Raw genomic sequence first — 20680 nt, 5'->3', positions numbered from 1 at the left:
TTAATAGCATACAAGCAGATCAACGATATAGTTATGAAAATAATGATCAAGTCAAAAATAACGAGCATTTTTATCTTACTCACTGTATTGATAAGTACATCGATACATGCTCAAAACACTAATTTTCCAGGAACAGTTCTTTCTTCGGATGACCTGGAAAACGCTGTAGCATCAACTACTGGATATAGTTATATAGATCCTGAGTTGACCAATACAGATCAGTTAACTCTGGACCCAACAGCTACCATACGTTTAGAAGTGGATAGCAATAAGGCTCCGTATACTTCTTTTACTTATACTTTGGACTTACAGGTGTTGCCAGTATTGGAGGATGGCACAGAAGGTGACCCCAGAGAGATTACTTTAACCGTAACAAACAATGTTACCACAGGAGGGGAGTTTGTAGATAAAACAGTCCATCTTCTTAAAGGTTTTTATGGAGCAAGAGTGGTAATCGTACAGAAAACCTATACAGATCTGGATACTAATGCAACTTCTACGAGTACACCGGAAAATATATCAATGCATCTTGGTTTTGAGGCAGAACGTTATTATAAGTTAGCTGATACACCACCAATCTTTATAGATAGCCCTGATAAAATTAAAACATACACCGATAATTTTGGCAATGAGGTTCAGGAAAGCTTACATCTTAACTGGGCAAATGTTACGGGAGCAATAACGTATGAATTAGAATGGACTTGGGTAGATCGTTATGCGGATACGGAAACAACAGATCTATTAGCTAATGAAATCACATTAACTGAGAAAGAATTTAAAAACAACAGCTCTAGAATTCAAACGGATAAAACAAATTATCAAATCCCACTGATATATGATAAAGGGTTTCTAATTTATAGGATACGAGCCGTTGGTAAATCTATGAACCCTAAATACATTTCCAAAAGATTATATGGGTCTTGGTCTAGTGGTAAGGATGCTGTTACCGTAACCGATTGGAGTAATTATATAGAGACTACAGGACACGAAAATCAGAAAAACTGGCAGTTTCAGGCGTCCTATGCAGAAGAAGGGAAGAAGAAAGAAGTGGTTAGTTATTTTGATGGCTCGCTACGTAACAGGCAAACGGTAACTAAGATCAATAGTGATAAACATGCGATTGTAGGAGAAGTAATCTATGATAACCAAGGTAGAGCTGCAGTGGAGGTGCTTCCTGTTCCTGTATCAGATGAAGGAATTAAGTATCGAGATAATTTTAATCAAAATAGCTCAGGAGAAGTATATACTCACAATGATTTTGACTGGGATGATCCGGATAAAGAAGATGAGGTATCCGTAAATGACATGAGCGCTATTGCAGGTGCATCAAAATATTATTCGGCAAACAATGATATTAATGATGAGTTTAGACATAGAATTCCTGATGCGCAGCGATTTCCATTTTCTCAGATAGAGTATACCCCTGATAATACAGGAAGAGTACTCAGAAAAGGAGGAGTTGGACCACAATATCAATTGGGATCAGGTCATGAAATGAAATACAATTATGGACTCCCAACACAAGAAGAATTAAACCGATTATTTGGATATAAAGTAGGAGATTATACACATTATAAAAAGAACCTGGTGATAGATCCTAACGGCCAGGTAAGTGTAAGTTATATTGATCCGCAAGGAAGAACTATTGCCACAGCACTTACCGGAGGAAACCCTGACAAACTTGATCCCTTGGATGAAGAAAAAAACGGAAATCATGGATCCATGACTTCTGATCTGTTAGCGGGCGTCATAAATGATAAGACAGCTAGTTCTTTTTATCTGAATAAGCAAATTTTGGTCGATGGTGATAATGGAGAAGAAGGTCCCAAAGACTATACATTTAACTACGGACTTAATGCTACTACTTACACCGATTGTGCCAATAATGAATATGCCTTTGTATATGATCTGGAACTTTCGTTAAAAGATGACAAAGGGCAGGATATGTTTCCTCCTGTAGTTAAAAAGATAGACGAAAATGGTATTGGTTCCATTGTAGATTTTAAAGAGGAGGCAAAAGCAAGCTTAGCCATAGGAGCCTATACCTTACATAAAGAACTAAAAATTAATGAGCAGGAACTGATAAACTATACTGAGGATTTTATGGCTTCGCTTACCGATCCTGATAATCCGGCTTGTTATTTAGATCCTATTGTTTTTGCACCAGAAGCGAATATTACTGAATGTTTTGTGTCTTGCCAGGATTGTGTAGATAGCCTTGATACACAAGAAACCTATATCCTAAAACAACTGGAAGCGTATTTTAATAACGACACCTTTATCGCAGATGGGATCAATGGAGATTACATTGCTGTAAGCTGGGAAGATCAGGAGGATGATACCAACGGGGTTTTAGTAATAGATCAAGAAACCGTAAATGCATTGATTGTAAGATATGATAGAGAGTGGGAGTTATTGGTTGCAGCTTGTATGGAGCCTTGTGATACTTTTATAGATTCGTGCGAAGGAAAACGAAAAACACTCCTGGCAGATATGTCTCCGCGAGGACAATATGGTAGTGTAGCAACTATTCCAGGTAGTGATGAGTTAAGTGACCCGCTAAGTATTTTTAATGAAGCAGGATTTTTAACAGCGCCAAACTCTAACAGAAGGGTAGATTGGAGATCTGCCGAATATAAAGATGCCTTAGGTAACCCAGCAGAAATTGTAGTAAAAGCCTTAGGGGATGGGAAATATAAACCGGAAGTTTATAATTATTTAGCTATCAAATATGGAACAAATGATCAAGGAGAATTAGCCTATTTATGGACATCTCCGGAAAACCTTAAGAATCTCGAAGACTTTCTAAAATACTGGGAACCTAGTTGGGCAAATGCTTTGGTACAGTACCATCCGGAGTATCGTTATCTTCAATATAGTGAAGCAGTTTGTGCCTCCATAAAAGAGGAAGAAGTATATGATCCAAAAACACAAGAAAAAACGTTTCAAAGTTTAGACTCAGGAGAGTACGATGCGTATTTGCAAACCTTAGATACCTATAAAGATGCAAAAGAAGCAAAAATGTTTTCAAATGCTACAACAATCTATACCAAAGATCCATTTTCTATCAAATTAGCGGATGCTTTTGAAAACAGTACACTTTCTGGTTGGAAAAATGATTTGATGAATAGAGCGCTTAATACGCAATACGAAGCTGCAAAACGTCCTGATGGATCAGGTATACCACTGCTCGAATTTGCGTATCGTAATGTAGTATGTAATGGGTTGACCCAATGTGCAACTAATTTTAATGGAACTTTAACGATCGATAATTTACCAAAGTGGCAACAGGATGAGATATGGATAGGCTATAAAAATTACTACCTAAGCCTTAAACAAAAGTTGCGCTATGTATTGATGGGAGCAAATATGAAAAAAACAGGTAACTATAATGGTTGTATTGGCCAGGATGGAGACCAGATTCTATCTTCGGTACTTCGTAATTATTCAGATATCGCTCAAGAGATATATGTATATGAGACAACAAATATCAATAGTACACCGTGTAATAATAGTGCTTCAAAAGAGTATAAAACAAGACAAAAAAGGTATGTGCCGATCGATGTGAATTATGATTCCGGGATTGATGAGGTAGATAGCATTGGTGATCTGGAAGATAATGGAGATTTTCAAACTTATTTACAGACTGGTCGATGTCCTCTGGGATTTGATTTGGAAATGATGCTTAATGGCATGGTTACAGAAATAGATGCTAATGGAGATAAAAAAAACATTGTAGGCACTCGTGGATATACCGGTAGGTATATTGTACCTTCTTTATACCAGGCTTTTGGTGGAGTTCTAGGTGATGGAGATGCGATTGTACTATTTGGAAATGTGCAAAACCAAGGAACCTCACTAAGCACTCAAATGAATGTTTCAAGTGGAGTGGCATCTACGATATGTGCGAATGCACTAACACTGCAATTGCCTTCTTTAGGTTGGGATACTTCATATACCTGGAACAATTATACCCCTAATGGAACCAACAGCGGATGGGAGATCCTGGGCTTTAGCAACTTGTTTTATGATAATAACATTTCTGATCCTGCATCTAATGTGTATGGATTCAAAGTACTGGCAACAGTAAGAGTAGGATCAGATACATTAGAAGTGATTTTTACAGGAACTACCTGTGCGGCGATAGGAGAATGTGGATTGAGTAATGATGGTATTGGTGAAGTATTAGATGATACCAACGGAGGCTTATATTCAGATTGTAATAAGAAATACTTATTTAAAGAAGGACTAAAATCCCTATTGAATGAAATCATAGATAACAATCAGGTAGCGAATACCGCTTATGCTATAACAGAACTTACGAGTTATAAAGACAGCTATTTACCAGAGTTCTTTTTTGGTACAAATGTTACAAATGCAATCACCTGGTCTGCTAATCTAAATCAATATAGGTTACAATCTAATGCAGGAACAGAAGTGGTGATCAACCTGTCTCAAGAACTATCTAGTTTGGACATCAAAGATATTACCGGTGTTCATATCGATAAAAGACCAGTACTTAATGGAGAGTTTGTAGCAGATATCACCATCTATTACTACACTTTTACAGGATCCTATCAAAATGTAACAGGAACGATCACTAAAGATGGCAATGAACTATTGGATTTTAGTTGTTGCACCTATATCGAACCCGATGGTGGCGGGGATGGATTTTCCTGTGGTAATGATGCCTCTTTTAAACCTCAGTTTGCTTTTCATATAAAGAACTTAATGAATGCACTGTTGGCAAGAGGAGAGTTTTATAATCCTAATGTTGATTTAAGTAAATATGATGAGTATAATGCATTTTTACAACAATTTTTTTCTAAAAATAATCAAACATGTACAACTGATTATGGATGTTCAGCGGTTGATTTTTCAGAAATTGATAAAGTAACATGGCACGGTGCAGGTTTGTTAGACCCATTTAGTATTGGAGAAATCAATATAAAGCACTCAGATTCTTATTCCTATATCATTCTGAAACTTCATGAAGGATTCTCTAGTGTTCCTCAAGCATTAAAGGATATAAAATATATAGAGAGTATAGACTTTGATATATATCCTGGTGCGGATAATGATGGTCAATCCAATATTACTTATGTCACAAATCAAGAAAAACGTATTATAGAAGAAAATAGTCGTTTTATGTACTATCATAACGATGGAGATTTTGGTGGAGGATCGATAGACATGAATTTCGGCTGTGATCTTGGTGATAATGATACGTATGACTTATCCTTAGAATGTGATGATGAGTTATCGTTAAAACCAAAATTTGCTTATCATTTTAAGAATTTGATGAATGAATTATTAGCTAAAGGTCAATTCTATGATAATGAGGTTAGTTTTTCTTCTTATCAGATGTATAATACCTTTGTTCAAGATTTTTTAACCAAAAATTTTACGTACCGCTATCCTAATAACACTAATCTAAACCCTGATTTTGGCAATGCAAGTTTTGTAGAATGGAATTCTAGAACTTCTTCATTCGGAGATACTTCTTATGGAAGTTTTGAAATTGAAATTCAGGATAACTATATATTTGATATTAATGTGGAGGGGCTTGCCTCAGAATTAGAAGCCTTAGAAGATATTAAAGCTATTAGATCCATAAATTTTGATGTATACCCAGGACTAGGGTCTGATAACCTTGGAGGTATTACCTATGAAACCAATAAGGGTGTCATTCTTACCCAGAGTGCTACGTTCAATTTTAGGGCTCCAAATGGCAGCGGAGAAGAGGCGTTTGAGTATTTCAATCCACACTTCGGCTGTGATCTTGGTTATGGAATTACAGCTAGGGCAAATAAAACTGTTCTTACTGAAAAATCTACCACCCCACAAAACTGTACCACCTGTATCCCACAACCGGTAGCACCGGTAAGTTGTTCAGAAAAATATCCAATCTTTATGGATTTCTTACAGTTGGATGCCGAGGGGAATTCTGCAAGAATTACGGACTATACGTTACCCGAGTTTTTTGACGAGAAATTTTTCTGCGAATTTAATTTTGCCTACCTGGTAGATTCGTATATCACCTATATGGATGTATTAAACATTACCAGCACCGATGATTATGCCTATTTGTCAATAGACGAGTTTGGAAGTACAAAGCTTAATTATGGGTTTAATGGGATCGAAGACGTCATACAAGCCTATAAAAATGCTGGAGGTAACACCGAGGGAGCACCTTCATGGATTACTTTTGTAGACGAAACCTATTTGGTAGAAAATCAGGTATGCCCACCTGCAGCTTTGCAACCCAAAATATCCATGGATTTTGATATCGATATCGAAAAAGATCCATGTACAGAGTTCAATCTTAGTATATCAGAGACGTATAAGAAAGATTCGTACGAGCGATATCTGGATGCCAAAAAAGCACAGTTTATCAGGGAGTATATAGAGGCGGCCTATGCCAATGCCAAGGAAACTTTTACCATGACCTATTATGATAAAGAGTATCACTATACCTTGTATTATTATGATCAGGCAGGGAATTTGATCCAAACGGTTCCGCCAGAGGGAATCGATCGATTGGATGGTACTACCAATGAGGAGATTAATTATATACGAGTAAAAGAGCCAAATTATACTGCCGCAGTAGGCAGAAATAATGAAAAAGTATTGCCTAATCATGATTTGATTACAGAATACAAATACAATTCATTAAACCAATTAATCTGGCAAAAAACGCCGGATGGTGGGATTACCAGATTTGCGTATGATAAATTGGGTCGTATTATTGCTTCACAAAATGCTAGACAACTAGCCAAAAATGGTACAGAACGTTTTAGCTATTCTACCTATGATGGCTTGGGCAGAGTTGTAGAAGCCGGTGAAATTTGGTTAGACGCAGGAACCTATACCATAACCGAAAAAGGAAGATTACAAAAAACAGCAATTGCTGGGTATCAGGATGGATTTGATATCACAGATCGTAACGATCTTAGAGAGGTGACTATCACCCAATATGATTATACAGATAATGATGGGATACAGTATTTTAAAACCAATTATGATCCTTATAATAGTCGCAATAGGGTAGCCATGAGCCTGTATTTTGATGAATTTAACGAGGCAACTTCATTAAGTACCTATGATAATGGTTGTTATTATAACTACGATGTACACGGCAATGTAAAAGAATTGATGATGATCATCCCGGATATGGCGGTTACAGAATTTGTCCAAGGAGTAAAAAACACCATCTATGACTATGATCTGATTAGCGGAAATGTGCACTCGGTGACTTATCAGAAAGATGCACCGGATCAATTTATCCATAGATACAGCTATGATGCAGATAATAGGATTACAGCGGTAGAAACCTCTACCGATGGAGTGATCTGGGAGAAAGACGCTTCGTATCTGTATTATGCACACGGACCAATCGCCAGAATGATAGTAGGAGATAAAAAAGTGCAGGGGATTGACTATGCCTATACCTTGCAGGGATGGATCAAAGGAGTGAACTCAGAGAGCGTAACTCCTGATACCGATATGGGTGGTGATGGTAAGGTCGCGTCTACCGTAGCTAGAGATGCTTTTGGATATTCGTTAGCCTATCACCAGGGGGATTATACATCAGTTGGTAATACTGCGACCAATGCATTTGCCTATAGCAATACGGTAGGTTTACAAACCAATAAAAACCTGTATAATGGTAATATCAAACAGATGGTTACCGGTTTATTAGATAATGATGAGTCCATGTTGGCTGCACAGATCAATCATTATGAGTATGACCAGCTCAATCGTATCAAATCCATGCAAGGATATGATGACAAGGGTGCTAAAAACTATAGTAGTAAGTATGCCTATGATCGCAATGGTAATTTAGATACCTTGATCAGAAATACAATTGATAAAAAAGGAAGAATTAAACTAATGGATCAATTAACCTATGACTATAAAAACATTATAGATCCATCTACTGGCGAAGAAAAGAGATCCAACCAATTGGATTTTGTAGATGATGCCATATCAGGTAGTCCATTCAAGGATTTCAAAAAAGGACAGAAAGCCGGTAACTATACCTATGATGAGATTGGTCAATTGATTAGAGACAAACAAGAAGGGCTTACGATCGCATGGCGTAATGACGCCAAGGTAAAAAGCTTGACCAAAGATGATGGTACGGTGATTAAATTTGCCTATGACCCTACAGGAAATCGAATTTCTAAAACCACGACCAGTGGATCTGAAGTTAGAACAACTTATTATCAGCGTGATGCACAAGGTAATGTACTGAGTACCTATGAAAAGCAAACAGACCCTATAACTGGTCAGGTAACCGCCTTAGAGTTGCAGGAGCAACACATCTATGGTAGTGGTAGAGTAGGATTACAACAAAGCACCACAGATCTACTAGCGGATACCCAATCAACCAACAACCAGCAACTAACAACTAACATTGTTGGCGACAAGCGTTTTGAGCTCAGTAACCATTTAGGGAATGTGTTAAGTGTAGTAACAGATCGTAAGTTGCTAGATGATGATCTTATTTTTAAACCCAATGTAATTGCCTATAATGACTATTATCCCTTTGGGATGCTATTACCGAATCGACATGGAAACTCGGCTGAGTACAGGTATGGCTTCCAGGGACAGGAGTTAGACAACGAGATCAAAGGCGAAGGAAACTCTGTAAACTATAAATATAGAATGCATGATCCTAGAATAGGTAGGTTCTTTGCTGTGGATCCGTTGGCTCCGGATTATCCTTGGAACTCTCCATATGCGTTTAGTGAGAATAGGGTTATCGATGGGGTAGAACTGGAAGGTTTGGAGTATAGAAATTCTACAGTTATAAGATATGTGGAGGCAGGAGCTAAAGGAGGAGTTGGCTTTGGAGGAGCTGTTGGTATTAAGCAGGGCACTGCTTTGGATGTGATAGGTAAGACTCAATTTACTCTTGGAACGGCCTATCTAACTAGACCTGAAGATTTAAAGGAACATGCTGAGAATACAAGGCTAATAGGTGGTCTATCAATAGATTTAGCTGTTGGTGCAGATTATGTATTTGAACCAACTTTTTTGAGAGCTGAAGGGGTTAAAGCTCTTTCATTACCATTACCTTTCGCTCCAGGATTTGCGATTACATTTTCAGATAAAATGGTAGGGCTTTCTTTTAGTGTTCTAGGTTTAGGCGACGCCGGTACTACTGGAGATTTGGATGATGTAATAGAATCCATTTCAATCACTTATAAAGAAGCATCTATGATAGATGAAATGGGATATGGAAACCAATGGCAATTAGGTGAATGGATGGAAGTTACTGCGCCTAATGGGAAGATTATCGGTGAATTGTCAGAAATAGAAGTCGTTAAGTCTACAGGGGATTATTCATGGGAGAGAGTAGGTACCGGAATTAAGGTTTTTAGCCCGGCTACAAGCGATAAAAACCCTATGCCTACTGGTGTATGGAGATCAGCTGCTTATATAAAGGAAGAAGCTAAATACGATGAAGATTTTAAGTATAATAGTGTAAATAAAGAACTTATTGAAAATTATGGTTCTAAGATATGTAAGGATTGTACTCCTTAACCTGCTGCGCGAAGCCTGCCCTGCTGCGCGAAGTTTGTAACCCCCTGCTGCGCGAAGCCTGTCTACTAAAGGTAGATTTGTAACTTCGAGCTATGGTTGTTAAGATAAGTTGATATTACGATAGTAGTTTGTAACTACTAAACGCAATAACACCCCCGCTACCGCTAGTTTCCAAAACTAGTGGCGGTATGAGTAAGAATATGTCTCGTCCTGAAAAAAGTTTACATATATTACATTAATCCTAAAATAGCTTTACAACCTATTCTTAGTCCTATTATTGGTTTACAATGATAGGACTTTTTGTATAATAATTCTTCCATAGTTTTTCTGTTTTTATATTATTTTGATGTACTTGATTTGGTGTAAGGTTTCCTATACTCATATGTGGTCTTTGATTGTTATATAGTTTAACAACTGCATCTAATAATTCTTTAGCTTCTTTTAGATTCTCTGGTTGATAATCATTTAAATATTCTTCTTTTATAATACCATTTACTCTTTCGGCTATTGCATTTTCTAAAGGATCCCCACGCTAGCGCCCGAATCCTTTCGGGTGCCGGCCCTGAGTAAGTTTTATATACTAACCAAGTTCTATAAATCCCGTTTCATCTATTCCTAAAATAGTGTGATCATCTTGAAAGTTTCTGGCGCTGGAATATTTCCAATGAGTAGCATCTGTTACAAAACCACTTTCAATCGGATTATTATGGATATAGTTTATTTTTTGCTGAATTACTTTTTCACTCCACAACTCTATAGGCTTATTATGATGCTGCCAAAATTGATACTTGGTTACATTTGATTGCTTCTTGGCAGCTCTTTCAAACATCCATAAAAGCCATTCCTTTCTACTTTCCTGCGGATTGTTAGTTATTGCTTCAATGATCTGGTTAGAAGTATAACGCTTAAAGTCTCTTAACAACTCCATTGGCTTTTCATTCGAAGAGCGAAAAATAAAGTGCGCATGACTTGGCATAAAACAATACGCATATAATTCCATGCCTTTTTCTTTTCTGCAATACCTAACACTTTCCGTTAGCACATCTAAATATACTTGTCTTGTGAAAACGTCTATCCAATACACAGTGGTAAAACTAACAAAATATAAGCCTGATTTGTTATGAAATTTGTACTTCCCCAGCTAGCGCCCGAATCCTTTCTATGGTGTCTCGTCCTAAGATAAGTTGATACATACGGGCTTATAAGTCTAAAAAAAAACTAAAAAATCGTTTAGAAGGTCACATTTACCTTTCATCAAGTAATAAGGGTGTTTCGCAAAATGATTCATCGTTAGAAATAGCCGTGTCCTATTTTTATAACTAATTAATAATGAATTTTTAAAAGGATACGAAATGAAGAAAATAACAATTATTTTAATGGGGTTGATCACACTGATTTCTTGTAGCAATGATGATGATTGTAACAATGATCCTATGATCACAGTAGAAAGTTTTGAAGCTGTTGTTATAGAAAACCCTTCAGAAGGGCAGCCCATAGGTACAGTAAATGCAACAGCTAATAACGGTGCATCGTTGGTATTTAGTTTAGACAATCAGAGTGTTGCTAATGCTTTAGAAATAGATGCTGTAACAGGAGAATTAAGTGTTTTGAGCACTTCGGCTTTTGATCACGACGTAAACGGTACCATTACGGCTACGTATAGTGCATCTTCAGGTACGCATACAAGAGAGGCAGGTATCACCATAACAGTTTCTTTACCTGTACCGGAAAATGATCTTTTGGCGTATTATTCTTTTAACGGAAATGCAAAGGATGAAAGTATTGGTACCACAGATGGGGTGCCTAGTGGAGTAAGTTTTGGATTAGACAGGTTTCAGAATGCGAATGCGGCGGCAGTGTTTAATCAATTTGGTGCGTTTGTGGACTTAGATGATCAAGATTTTTTTGTAGGACAAGATCAGCAGTTTGCAATCTCAACTTGGGTAAAACCTAATAATTTCCCAACGGATACTCGAAATCAAATTACCATTATTGGCAAATTATCACAAACAACGGCAACCACACCTTGTGGAGAGTTTGAACAAGAGTTTTTTACACAGTTAACTAACGAAGGTAAAGTAAGAGTAGTATACTATGAAAAGGATGGGACCATTAACAGACCATATCGCTGGATAGAATCGGTAAATGGGGTAAATGAAGATCAGTGGGCGCATATTGCAATTAATTATGATGGAAGTATAGATACTAATGATGGAAAAGATAGAATTGATATTTTGATTGATGGAGTAAGTTCTCCTACGACAATGGTCGAAAAGGCTGGTGATGTACCTACAGAGATTCTGGATACAACCTCACATTTAAGTATCGGAAATTTTTTAGATAGTTCTGGAGAAGTATGCCATAATAGAGCTTTTGAAGGTACAATCGATGATATGGCAATATATAGTAGGTTACTAACCGTTGAGGAAATTACTAATCTAGCGAGTGATAATTAGAAAGGTAGTAAGTGTTTGAAAATAAAATTCATAGTAGTTTGTAACTACTTGTAAAATTAAATTGGGATAAAAGCTACTTAGAAATAGGTAGCTTTTATTGGTAAAGACTAATAAGACTTGTGTCGACATTATAAACTTCTCATAGATCTGAAAGTTAGGAACTCAAAAAAACGTTAGTTACTTGTTAAGAATTATTCTGTTCAAGCTCGTATCATGGGTATCTCATAATAGTTCAGCAATCCAGATCATAGTTTTATAAATCAAAAACAAGCATTCAGAAATTCTAAGGGATTTTATCATTAATTAATGAGTAGTTTTATGTTAAATCATTCATTAATCTGTCCGCCTAAGGCGGGTCGTAAAACAAAACGATTATGTTACAAAACATTTTAAATGTAAAAGGGGTTCAAAAAATGAACAAAAAGGCTCAAAGGGGTATTAAAGGTGGATTTGGCAATTGGCCAACTACAGAAGAGGCATGCATTCAATGCGGAGGCGAATGGGGAGCCTTCGCTTTTGGACCAGGAGGATTATGTGCGTTACCACGAACTTCTCCTTGTGCTTAAAACAGCAAAACTCTTTTGAGTACTAGGTTGGCAGGAAAATTAAGGCACAATCAATCAAGGTTTTTCTGCCAATCTTTTCAGCTGTTAGACTCTTTAGACATTCTAAAAAACAATTTAAAACAAAACATCATGAAAAAGCAGAACAGTAAAATAGTAAAGTTATCATTAGATAAAATAGCAATTGCCAGACTTAATGATATGCACACCATAAAAGGAGGAAATGGATTTTTGTTGCATAGAAGTATAAAAGACCCAAGTGCTGATGGCCATCTTGGTTGCGGTTAATAATCACATGTTACAAATCATACGCGAAGTGATAGACTATAATGTTTACAAATACCTTTTACTGTTGTAAAATTAATACAATAGTAAAAGGTATTCGTACGTAATAACCTGAGTTCGATTATCAGTCAATTGATTATGCGTAATTATTTTTCGTTTCTGTCACCTCGAGCTGAGTCAAGAGGTTATTTTTTAGACAAATTATCAAATCACGAATCGGATCGACCAGATAGGTGGGTTATAAAAACTTAAAAAAAGAGGATAATAATTTATTAGTTTTTGATACTAATAAGAAAACACAAATAATGACAAACTGGAATAAACGTATTATAATTTTTAAAGTCCTTTTAATTACAATAGTATCTCACGTAAAAGGACAGGATGGGGTAATCAATATTAATTTTGAGGAGTCGACCAAAAGGGTGTTGTATCAGTACGATATTGCAGAAAATGGTGATGTTATTGCTTTACATGGGATTAGAACATTATCAAAAGATAAGCAAGATGCACGTATTGTGCGATTTTCTAGTGATTTTGATACCATATTTAATAATAAAATTGAAAGTAACGCATTTTCAGAACTGATTGTATCATCTGATGCTAATTACTTCTTATACCATAAAAATGTATATGATCGTACCGGAAAAAAGGTCAAACCATACGATATAAGAAGAGAGTATGAAACAGGAAATGTTGATCCTTTTATTAATTTTTTTGCCAGTAAGTATGACGTAAGTATTGGTAATAACAAAAACGAAAAAAAGAAATTTAAGGATAAGTTTATCACATCCGAATTCTACATGTTCGCAAGACATAATGAAACGCTCGAAGATAAAGAGGTAAAATTGAATTTTCCTGATTTACCATATACAGAAAAAGTTATGTTGGTAGAATATAGAAAGCACACCGATGATGAATTTTATCTGGCATACAAGGATTTATCAGAAGATAAAAGAGAAGACCGTTATAACATACTTGCTTTTGATTATGATGGAAATTTAACATATAGTAAAAGTATAGCGTTTGCATTAGAAGATGGCATGTTTTTCAACTCATCGAACAACGGTTCGGGTGGTTTTCTGGGAGCTGGCAATTTCATAGATAATCTTAGATACCCTAAAGAAACTATTTTGCAAGCTACAGCCGGAAATGTTTATATAGATACGGCTAACAAAGCTTTTTATATGTACGGATTATTTTCTGATAAGGATAAATTTTATCATAATAGACCTAAAGGTTTTTTTCTTCATAAATATGATTTTGAAGGTCAGTTAGTATGGAAAGTTCAAAAAAATATTGAAAACAAAGAGTTTAATGACTCACGAAAAGGGATTGACCTAAACATTGAACTATTTAATATGATTTCTGATATAGGAGTTGGGATCAATATTGATGGCATGCTATTTACCTTTAAAATAAATCCGCAGAATGGTACCATAGGAGATAGCGTCATACAATATTTTTACAGAAAACAGAAGGAAGATTATAACAAGAAATTGACGTTAGGATTCTATACAAAGTTTGCTATGCTTTTTAATGATAAGATTAAAGATTACCTGGCAACAAAAAAAGGAATCAAGCATAAGGAGATCATTACAACCAAGGTGATCGACGGTAAAGGGTTTTATCTGGTCGAAGCTGAAGATCATTTTCGCAGAGGAAGAGAAAATGTCAAAATCGTAAAGTTTGATTTTTAATACTGCAATTCCATGTTATAAAAACGTTTCACTTTGCCGATTGTTTACGATGCGAGAGAATACCTAACTATACTACTTTTAATTAGTAATAAATACATACACAAAAATCAAAATGAAGAAAATAATATTGTTATTTGGAATTACAGGAATACTAATGGCCTTTTCAGGATGTCAATCTGATGATGATTCAGGTCAGGCAGACTTTTTTATAGAAGGAACAGTTGACGGAGAAAAGGTGTATGCCGATTATTTAAGACCAGGAACTACAGAAACATATTTCGCAGAAAGTCATCGATTTACGTTCCAAAGAAAAATCTCTGAAGAAAATCAGATCGTATGGTATATGTCTGTGGATGATTTGGATTTAGACAATATCACATTTCCACGTACCTTAAGACATTTTGAAAACAACGGTGATCCTTTTCTTGATTTTTCTTATATCAATGATAACGATGGACAAGAAATTTCTTATGGACTGGATAATATCAATACCGAAAGATTTAGTGTAGTCTTAACCGATTGGTCTGATGATATATTATCTGGAACCTTCTCAGGAGAGCTGAGTTCTGGAGCAGGAGATAACGATCCTTTTATAACGGTTACCAATGGATCTTTTAGAATAAAACTTTCGAGAGTTCCTTTATAATAAGTAAATTTATACTGGTACTATAAATATATGATCTGTGCATAAATATATCTTACATTATCTTTCTATAGCTATGCTACTAATTTCTTTTGCATCTTGCCAAAAAGAAAAAGAAAAGCCTAGAACAAAAATAGAAGAAAGGTTATTCAACCTGGAGCAATCCGGATGGAAATCAAGATCGATATCGCATTTCCTCTCGGGTATAGAGTATAATGCTACTTTGGTACCTATACAATACTATATCCTTAAAAATGAAGGTAATCAGAATCTCAATAAAGTAGATTCGATATATGAATTGTATAAAAATGAAAGGGTTATAGAGGTTAAATTTCAACAAGAAAAAGAAGATGATCTTTTAAAAGACAAGTATACTAACAAATCTTATGAAGATGCTGTAAAATATATGGCATTTACGATACAAAAGGATTTTAAAGCCGTAACTACATCCGGAGATACGATAGCCTGTGCTGGAGTAACTTTTGAGCGTAATTTTAAAGTGGCTCCTTTTAAGCGATTATTGTTAAATTTTGGTAATATTCCTGAGAATGAAACAATACAGTTGATCTACGATGATCAATTATTTGGGAATGGATTGATGAAATTTAATTTTAAAGAAAGACCAGTTAAGTTGTGATTTAAAAGTTAATATTTAGTTAATATAATGTATATTTGCAGCTTGTAATCAGCTAGTTATGTTTTTTTTAAACTATAACAAACTGTGTAAATTACCCCAAAATATGCAGCATTATAAAGACGAATACTACGATCACTTCTCAAAGAGAAGAAACCCAATCCCACCACAATTTAACAGGAAAGAAAATTTTATGATGCGTTTTAAAACGCAGCTTCCTTATTATGGATATAATGAAAATAGTCTGACTATTATCTATTTTAAAGAAGGAGTCGGTGATCTTATCGTTAAGGATAAAAAAGTAAAAGTAGATGGTAATAAGTTTATTGTTTCTAATCCCAGTTATGGGTGGGAGTATTTTAACAAAAGCGAAAATTATATCGATGTATTGAGTTTTGCGGTATCTGATGACCTTATTTCCAAGTTCAATTTCTATGCCTTTGCTACAGAAGATCAGTTGCTGAATGTGCCTTTAGAAAAAATAGAACAAAAATCATTTTTTTTAGAGAAGATATACAATGCAGACCATTACCCATCGGGTAGATTATTAAAATCTATACATCAGCAGAGTTGTACCGATAATTATCAATACATGGATCCTAAAGAGCTTACTATAGAGGTGTTACAGGCTATCTTTAAGGATCAATGCAGGGCATACTTGATGGCAGATCAAATAAAAGCTTCAAAAAGCTCCACAAAAATGGAAGTACTTAAAAGATTATTAGTGGCCTATGAATATATTCATGATAATGTAGAGCAAAAGATTTCTGTAGAAGATTTGTCGTATGTTTCTGCTTTATCAGAGTACCATTTGTATAATTCCTTTAAAAAGATATTTGGTAAAACACCACATCAGTATATTACATGCCTAAAGATGAAACGAGCCAAACAGTATTTGGTATTGGGTAATCTTACGGTTTCAGAAATAGCAGATATTCTTAATTTTCCGGATTTAGCATCTTTTAGTAAGCTTTTTAAAAAAACTTTTGGCTACACACCCTCTAATTTTAAACTAAATTAATTCTCCATAAGATTTAGTTGATATTTATTTTCTTTTTTCATTAGTAGTGAAAAAGATACACCGTTAATGTTTTAATAAAGTTCTAATTATATGTTTAACAATTGTATATATTCGTTAAACAAAATTTAGTCACAATGAAAACGCTAACAAATAACTATCTATTTTACCTATTTATCTTTCTCTTTTCCACCAGTCTTTTTGCACAGGATTTTCAGGGTAAAGCTTATTACTATGCTAAATCAACTATGGAATTGGGTAGTTGGGGAGCAAGATTGAGCGAAGCTCAGAAAAAACAAGTAGCAGCACGTTTAAAGAATAGGCTGGAGAAAAAATATGTGCTAACCTTCGATAAGGTATCATCAACGTTTAAGGAGGATGAAAAACTGGATGTAGATGTGCTTTCTGGTGCTACGGACACTTGGGGGAAAAATTTCGCTCCAGGTGAGCAATATAAAAATGTAAAGACTAATGAGCTGGTTCAGAAACAAGAATTTTATGGAAAGAACTTTTTAGTCAAAGATAAGTTGCTTCCGATAGCATGGAAAATGGGAGCGGAGACCAAGCAAATAGGCGGGTATACTTGCTACAAAGCAACAGCAATGATACCTACTGCCGATCTTACCTGGTATGACTTTTCTTGGGGTGAATTAAGAGCAGCGAATAATCCCGACAAACCTGAAGAAGTACCAATGACCGAAGTTACTGCCTGGTATACACTAAAAGTTCCCGTTAGTTTAGGCCCATCGGAGTTTTGGGGACTTCCTGGATTGATTTTGGAGGCCAATGTAAATAATACTACCATGTTGTGTTTCAAAATTGTAATGAATCCTGATGATAAATCAAAAATAGAAGCTCCGGATAGGGGGAAAGAAGTTACTAAAAAAGAATATAAAGAAATTATCACCGGCAAAATGCAGGAGATGCGTAATAATAGAGGTAGACGTAGACCAGGAAGTTAACAGTTTGAATTTTAACGATTCATATATTATTTAAAATTCATGAGAACTCTTTTTGTGTTGGTACTGCTGTGTGTAGTACAAAGTACGTTCGCTCAGGTAGAGCTAAAAGGTACTGTAAAGGATAGTGTAGGTAATCCCCTAGAATTAGCAAATGTAGTAGCCATTAATCAGGAAACAAAAATTTTACAAGCGTATGGAACGACTGATGCTAAAGGTAATTACAAACTTAACTTAAGCAAGAATACCGAATTTAAGCTGACTGTCAGTTATATTGGCATGGAAGATTATGAAGAAGTTATTTCTGTTGGCGAAACGGATATCTCAAAAAACGTAGTCCTCAAATTTGGGAATACCTTAGATGAAGTGCAGATAACCTACGAAATGCCGGTAACGGTAAAAGGCGATACCTTAATCTATAACGCAGAATCTTTCAATACGGGCACAGAGCGTAAACTAGAAGATGTACTCCAAAACCTGCCCGGAGTAGAGATTAATGAAGAAGGTCAGGTAGAAGTAGAAGGGAAAGTGGTCAACAAATTGATGGTTAACGGAAAAGATTTCTTTGATGGTGATACCAAAGTTGCCACTAAAAATATACCTTCTAAAGCGGTTGATAAGATACAAGTGCTTAGAAACTATTCTGAAGTAGGTCAGTTACGAGGAGTCACTAACAATCAGGACAATGTCGCCCTAAACATTAAACTCAAGGAAGGGAAAGAAAGTTTTTGGTTCGGAAATGTAACTGCCGGTGGAGGTTTTTCTCCGGATGAAGGACTTTATCTGGCACAACCCAAACTTTTTTATTATAGCCCAAAATACAGTATTAACTTTATTGGTGATATTAACAATACAGGAGAAGTTGCTTTATCCAGGAGGGATATCAGAGGTTTTGGAGGTGGTTTTAGAGCACCGAGCAGAACTAGTGGAACCAGTATTAATTTGGGAAATAATGACTTAAGTTTTTTAACCAATCAGAATAATGCAACGGCGATCCAAAATAAATTGGGAGCAGCAAATTTTAGTTATTCTCCCAATAAATCATTAGATATAAGTGGTTTTGCCATTTTTAATGTGAGCCGTCTTTCTTCAAGACAATCAAATTTTATTCAATATACAGATGCCGATTTAGGGATTCCGGATGAATCAACAGACGAAAATAATGAAGAAAAATCAGATCAGGGATTGCTGAAATTAAGCGCATCCTATAAACCCAATGTCAATAATCAAATCGATTATGACATTTTAGGACGTATCTCGAAGGATGTACAAGATCAAAACTTTGCTTCATCTATTTTGGGAACTACTACTGAAGCAGAAGACGCCACACCTTACAGTATCAATCAAAGTCTAAAGTATTATTATACACTTGATGAGGATAACATTTTTGCCTTGGAAGTAGACCATTTATTAAGAGATGAAGATCCTTTTTATAACGCCAGACTTATAAACGACCCTGGTAATAATAATGAGGTCGATCCCAATGATAGAGACCCATTTGACAATACTGCTGAAGCATTAGGTTTGGATACAAGCTTGTTAAATTATAATTTAGGTCAGAATAGAAGGATCAAATCGAATCAACTGGATGCTAAGCTTGATTATTTTTATATTATTAATGCGAAAAGTAACTTAAATGTGACCTTAGGGACTATTTTTAGTCAGCAAAAATTCAACTCTAGGTTGTTTCAATTTTTAGATAATAACGCTCAATTTGATCCTACACCAACTTTTAATGAAGGACGGGCAACTAATGATACAGAATATACATTTAGCGATGTATATCTAGGATTTCATTATAGATTTAAAACAGGGAAGTTCATTTTTACACCGGGATTTTCTGTACACTCTTATGTAAATGAAAACAGTCAGTTTAATCAGGAATTTGATGAAAGCTTTTTTAGATTATTACCTGATTTCGAAACTCGTATACAGTTTAAGAAAAATGAGAGTCTTACATTTCGTTACGATATGCAGAATCAATTTACCGATGTGACTAGATTAGCGCAAGGTTTGGTCTTAAATAACTTTAATAGTATCCAATTTGGAGAGCCAGAACTTCAAAATGCTTTATCTCATAATTTAAGTCTGTTTTATTCTAGTTTCAACTTGTTCAATTATACCAACATTTTTGCACGATTAGCATATTCTAAAAATATAGACCAAATACGCGGCCTGACTAATTTTGATAATGTAATAACCACGAGTACTTTTTTTAATTCTAATTTTGCAGACGAGAACTTTTCTGCATTTGGTCGTATTCAAAGAACTTTTGGTAAAGTTAGAGCAACCATGAATACTAGTTTTAATTATACTAAAATCAACCAATTTATTCAGGACAGGAGGTCGGTGAATGAAGGATTTACTCAAAGTTACAGACCGGGATTACGAACTAATTTCAAAAAAGCACCTAATGTCAGCGTGCAATATAACTACAGTATCACGACCAATACCCAAGGATCTAATAAAACCACATTTTACACCAATGCACCATCCATAGATTTTGATGCATACATCTGGAAATCATTAACTTTTGTTACAGACTATACCTATACCAGACAAAGTAGAAAAGATGGACCCAGTCAATCCTTTGATACCTGGAACGCTTCGTTATCGTACAGAAAAGACAAAGATGCTAAATGGGAATATACATTGAGGGCCACTAATATATTAGATGTAACATCACGAGTAAATAACAGAGCGACGAACCTTTTCGTTTCTTCTACTGAAACCTTTATTTTACCGAGATTTATAACCTTTAGATTACGGTATGTGCTCTAATTTAGAAGTCATATATTATGCCCAATCATTATTTAATTTTTGAAATACAAACCTTAAAACAAATTTAAAACAGGCTTCCTAAATACACCTGT

The 20680-nt window shown here is 35.4% G+C and carries 11 protein-coding genes and 1 pseudogene; 10 read left to right on the top strand and 2 right to left on the bottom strand.

Annotated features, from left to right (window positions below; genetic code table 11):
• The first annotated feature begins 33 nt into the window (after positions 1 to 33).
• The gene (locus tag ACFSR1_RS01045; RefSeq protein WP_378288763.1) at positions 34 to 9552 is read left to right on the top strand and encodes a DUF6443 domain-containing protein; all 9519 of its coding nucleotides are present in this window, start codon (positions 34 to 36) and stop codon (positions 9550 to 9552) included.
• A gap of 274 nt (positions 9553 to 9826) precedes the next feature.
• Here the strand turns inward: ACFSR1_RS01045 and ACFSR1_RS01040 are convergent.
• Positions 9827 to 10069: pseudogene (locus tag ACFSR1_RS01040) on the bottom strand (integrase core domain-containing protein); the annotation flags it as partial.
• 63 nt (positions 10070 to 10132) lie between these two features.
• Complete coding sequence (locus tag ACFSR1_RS01035; RefSeq protein ID WP_378289670.1) at positions 10133 to 10693, bottom strand: REP-associated tyrosine transposase; 561 nt, start codon at positions 10691 to 10693, stop codon at positions 10133 to 10135.
• Between the two features lie 211 nt (positions 10694 to 10904).
• Here ACFSR1_RS01035 and ACFSR1_RS01030 point away from each other — a divergent pair, with 211 nt between their 5' ends.
• From ACFSR1_RS01030 to ACFSR1_RS00990, 9 genes are all read left to right on the top strand, one after another.
• The gene (locus ACFSR1_RS01030; RefSeq protein WP_378288761.1) at positions 10905 to 12008 is read left to right on the top strand and encodes a LamG-like jellyroll fold domain-containing protein; all 1104 of its coding nucleotides are present in this window, start codon (positions 10905 to 10907) and stop codon (positions 12006 to 12008) included.
• Positions 12009 to 12382: 374 nt separating this feature from the next.
• Positions 12383 to 12574 carry a hypothetical protein gene (locus ACFSR1_RS01025; protein ID WP_378288759.1) on the top strand — a complete coding sequence of 64 codons (192 nt, stop codon included), beginning with the start codon at positions 12383 to 12385 and terminating at the stop codon, positions 12572 to 12574.
• 129 nt (positions 12575 to 12703) lie between these two features.
• Positions 12704 to 12859 carry a class I lanthipeptide gene (locus ACFSR1_RS01020; protein ID WP_378288757.1) on the top strand — a complete coding sequence of 52 codons (156 nt, stop codon included), beginning with the start codon at positions 12704 to 12706 and terminating at the stop codon, positions 12857 to 12859.
• A 302-nt stretch (positions 12860 to 13161) separates the two neighbouring features.
• On the top strand, positions 13162 to 14553 hold the full coding sequence (locus tag ACFSR1_RS01015; protein ID WP_378288755.1) for a hypothetical protein: 1392 nt from the start codon (positions 13162 to 13164) through the stop codon (positions 14551 to 14553).
• A gap of 112 nt (positions 14554 to 14665) precedes the next feature.
• Positions 14666 to 15199, top strand: coding sequence for a hypothetical protein (locus ACFSR1_RS01010; protein ID WP_378288753.1), 534 nt, complete (start codon positions 14666 to 14668; stop codon positions 15197 to 15199).
• A gap of 37 nt (positions 15200 to 15236) precedes the next feature.
• The gene (locus ACFSR1_RS01005) at positions 15237 to 15833 is read left to right on the top strand and encodes a hypothetical protein (protein WP_378288751.1); all 597 of its coding nucleotides are present in this window, start codon (positions 15237 to 15239) and stop codon (positions 15831 to 15833) included.
• Between the two features lie 103 nt (positions 15834 to 15936).
• Positions 15937 to 16851, top strand: coding sequence for a helix-turn-helix domain-containing protein (locus ACFSR1_RS01000; protein ID WP_378288749.1), 915 nt, complete (start codon positions 15937 to 15939; stop codon positions 16849 to 16851).
• A gap of 134 nt (positions 16852 to 16985) precedes the next feature.
• Positions 16986 to 17810 (top strand): GLPGLI family protein, encoded by an 825-nt coding sequence (locus ACFSR1_RS00995; RefSeq protein ID WP_378288748.1) that lies wholly within the window; start codon positions 16986 to 16988, stop codon positions 17808 to 17810.
• Positions 17811 to 17849: 39 nt separating this feature from the next.
• A complete protein-coding gene (locus ACFSR1_RS00990) occupies positions 17850 to 20588 on the top strand; it encodes a carboxypeptidase regulatory-like domain-containing protein (RefSeq protein WP_378288746.1) in 2739 nt (912 codons plus the stop codon).
• The last annotated feature ends 92 nt before the right edge of the window (positions 20589 to 20680 follow it).

This window comes from Aquimarina rubra, assembly GCF_042684305.1.
Lineage (GTDB): Bacteria > Bacteroidota > Bacteroidia > Flavobacteriales > Flavobacteriaceae > Aquimarina > Aquimarina rubra.
The sequence above is the reverse complement of the archived record's forward strand: the minus strand, read 5'-3'. Positions and strand labels throughout refer to the sequence as shown.